2 protein-coding genes are annotated in these 3,547 nt (G+C 45.0%); one reads left to right on the plus strand and one right to left on the minus strand.

All coding sequences use genetic code 11. The features are described 5' to 3' along the window. Positions 1–281: 281 nt before the first annotated feature. Entirely contained in the window at positions 282–2,450 is a 2,169-nt protein-coding gene (locus PX484_RS00450; RefSeq protein WP_287765277.1) for a lytic transglycosylase domain-containing protein, read from the minus strand. A gap of 261 nt (positions 2,451–2,711) precedes the next feature. Here PX484_RS00450 and cysC point away from each other — a divergent pair, with 261 nt between their 5' ends. Further along, positions 2,712–3,257 carry an adenylyl-sulfate kinase gene (gene cysC, locus PX484_RS00455; protein ID WP_104395846.1) on the plus strand — a complete coding sequence of 182 codons (546 nt, stop codon included), beginning with the start codon at positions 2,712–2,714 and terminating at the stop codon, positions 3,255–3,257. Positions 3,258–3,547 lie beyond the last annotated feature (290 nt).

Consider the following 3,547-nt stretch of genomic DNA (forward strand, 5'->3'; position numbering starts at 1 on the left):
AAAAGGAGAATCTCGATCGACGGTTTGCCAGTTAAATGATTGCATAATTAAGAAAAAAGTTAGTAAGTAGCTAGGTGTTAAAAACTGTCAGATGCCCCCCTTATTAAGGGGGATCCCCCCGCCTATCGGCACCCCCCTTATCAAGGGGGGCAGGGGGGATCGGCACCCCCCTTATCAAGGGGGGCAGGGGGGATCGGCACACCCCTTATTAAGGGGGGATCTATCTTCAATTTAATTATAACTTTAAGGAAATGAGTTAATTACCCATCCCCATCAATCCCCTAGGAAGGGTTAGTAATTCTCTTCATTTGCTCTTGAATTTCGGGGTTATAAATCTGGAGATAATTCCAATAATTACCAAACACCGATTCTATATAACCCTTAGTTTCTCTAAAGGGAATATTCTCGACAAATTGATCGGGATCGCTAAAATCAAAACGCTGTTTCCATTTGGAAACTGCCCCGGGTCCGGCGTTATAACTAGCCACGGCAAAAAGTGAATTTCCGGCGAATTTGCCATGGGTATAATCGAGATACCATGTCCCCATCATAATGTTATCTTCAGGATTAGTTAAAGAATAACTTTTATTGCCAGTATTACCCGCGATATATTTCCCCGTATCGGGCATAATTTGCATTAATCCCACTGCCCCCACAGGAGAACGAATTTCTTTTTCAAAGCGGGATTCTTGCCGGATTAAAGCTGTCACTAGCAGGGGATTTAATTGTCTATCTTTTGACCATTGCAGGATGCTATCGTAGTAGGGAAAGGGGAATAAAGCGTGCCAGTATTTATCATTTTGTCGCAGGACTTTCCAAGCTTTCTTTTCCTCCGGGGTATCTCTTTCTCGCAAGCGCCAAATCAGGTTAATTCCTTCTAAATTTTGATTGCGAGAGAGTTTATAGACACCGAGGTTAAATTGTTCGTCAACGGTTAAATTCCAAGGATCAACAATTTCTGCTTGGAAGAGATTCCAAGCGTCCGTATCTTCACCAATTCGATATAATTCCTTGAAAGCTTCCGAACCGGCGGGGGGAGCGTTACGGGTGGCGGGTTTGACGGTGGTAGGATTATAGGAGCGGACAGTGGTAAAATCCCCCACGTCCCAACCTAATAAAACCGCCGAGCGCCAAGCATAATAGGAATGGGGATGACGAGAAATAGTGTAGGTAAAAGCTTGTTTTGCTTCTTGGTTTTTGCCGAGTTTTTGCGCCCATTTTCCCACCCAAAAGGCCGCTTTCGGAGCAGTTTGACTATCGGGATTATTAACCGCAATTGGCTGCGCCCACTGCCACGCCTTGGCGTAATCACCGGATTTAGCGGCTCTTTGGGCCATTAACCAGCGATAATCGGCGGCTTCGTCGGATTTTGGGTATTTATTTAATAAAGTCTGCCATGTTTGACTAGCGGCCTGGGCATTAGTTGAGTTGAGTAATTTGGCCTTCGCTTCCAAAGCTTCCGGAGCGCGATCGGGAAATTGCTTGACAATGCGATCGAGATATGCTATGGCATCGCGGTTAGGAGAAATTTGGGCGAGTCGCAGTAATCCCAAACCGGTTTCTGGGGCCTGGGGATAGGTTTTAATTAATTTTTGGTAAGCGCTGCGAGCTTCTGGCAGTTTTTTGGCAATTTGTAGCCCACGGGCGTAACGATAGGCTTGTTCGGGGCTAGGAGTGGCTTTAGCGTAGGCTTTATAGGCTTTTTCGTACAATCCCGACTGCCAATAACCTGCCCCAATCATTGCCCAATCCGCTGGAGTTAACTGCTCGGCGTAGTCTTTCACCAAACGATCGCGGGCCTGATTGAGGGTAGGATCAAAAGGATTAGCCTTGGCTAACTGTAACCATAAGGGAAATTGATCGGGATTTTCTTGAAGACGTTGGCGAATTAAAGCCAAAGTGCGCGGGTGTCGGGGGTATTCCTTGAGCAATTTCTCATGATAACTGGGGTCGTATTTGCCCAAAGAGTAGTAAGCTTCTGCCACTACGGGCGATTGGGGATAGGTTTTAATTAATTTTTGCCAAATTTCTCGCGCTCTTTCACTATCATTGCTTAATTCCTGGGCGCGTCCCTGTTTGAGGAGAATCTGGGGAGCGAGGACAGGATATTGTTTTTCTAAGCCTTCTAATTGTTTTAAAGCCGGACCCCCTTCATATTTTCTCAATAAATCCATAGCCAGGAGATAGCGGGCGCGACTACGATCTAAAGAGGCTGCATTGGCATCGGCCACATCTTTTAACTTGACATCTCGCTCGGTTTGTGGTAGGGAAGCGCTATCAACTACGGCAGAGGGTTGGTTAGGATCTTGGCTAGGAACCGAAGCACTATTGCGATCGAGCCAAGCGAGAAGTTTTGGGTGAAAGAGAAAGAGACTGGTGAGAGTAAAAAGCGCAACCCCAGAACCTAGACCAAGAATGAGCGGGGTGTGAGGGGGGAATTTCTTAAACATTACCTTAATTCAAGACAGTAACTCAACCTACATTATCAGTGATCGTGGTGACAGGTTGTTTGTTTCAATCAGGTTGGGGAAGTGGGGTGTGGGGTGTGGGGTGTGGGGTGTGGGGAAGTGGGGAGAATAAATAAAATAATCTCCTATCTCCTATCTCCTGACTCCTATCTCCTGACTCCTGACTCCTATCTCCTGACTCCTGATCACTGATCACTGAGATATGGTACGCTAAACAGGATTTAAGTATTATTAATGATTACTATGAAACAGCGCGGCGTGACGGTTTGGTTAACGGGATTGAGCGGTGCGGGGAAAAGCACGATTACCGAGGCATTACAGGCAAAATTAATCGCTGAAGGTTATTCAATTGAGGTTCTCGATGGCGATATAGTACGGACGAACCTCACCAAAGGTTTAGGATTTAGTAAAGAGGATCGCGATGAAAATATCCGTCGCATTGGTTTTGTGTCTAATTTGCTTACCCGTCACGGTGTGATTGTCCTAGTTTCAGCTATTTCTCCCTATCGTGAGATTCGCGAGGAAGTACGGGGAAAAATCGGCAATTTTGTCGAAGTTTTCGTGAATGCTCCCTTAAGCGTCTGTGAGGAGCGCGATGTGAAAGGATTATATAAAAGAGCGCGTGCTGGCGAAATCAAGTCTTTTACGGGAATTGATGATCCCTATGAACCACCTTTTAACCCGGAAGTGGAATGCCGCACCGATTTAGAGACTTTAGAGGAAAGTGTCGCCAAAGTCTGGAACAAATTGACGGAATTAGGCTACATTCATCAAGCTGTGGCGGTTTAATCCCAGAATAACTTTGTATTATTGGAAAACATCGTAGGGACGTGGACTACAAACGTCTCTACCCCCCGATTAACCCCTTAAGCAAATTTGTTAGTTAATCTCCTTTTCTTCAGTACCTAAGCCAAGTTAATTATATCTCTGGCTAAAGTGCAAGACTGTCTAAACAGTGATCAGTAAACAGTAAACAGTAAACAGTAAACAGTAAACAGTAAACAGTAAACAGTAAACAGTAAACAGTAAACAGTAAACAGTAAACAGTAAACAGTAAACAGTAAACAGTAAACAGTAAA

Origin of the sequence: Microcystis sp. M49636_WE2, from assembly GCF_030065375.1 — a bacterium.
In the GTDB taxonomy this organism is placed as follows: domain Bacteria; phylum Cyanobacteriota; class Cyanobacteriia; order Cyanobacteriales; family Microcystaceae; genus Microcystis; species Microcystis aeruginosa_C.

Bases quoted from the DNA above. Each gene is read 5' to 3' on its own strand.
- PX484_RS00450 (WP_287765277.1), bottom strand. From the start codon at position 2,450: ATGTTTAAGAAATTCCCCCCTCACACCCCGCTCATTCTTGGTCTAGGT.
- cysC (WP_104395846.1), top strand. From the start codon at position 2,712: ATGAAACAGCGCGGCGTGACGGTTTGGTTAACGGGATTGAGCGGTGCG.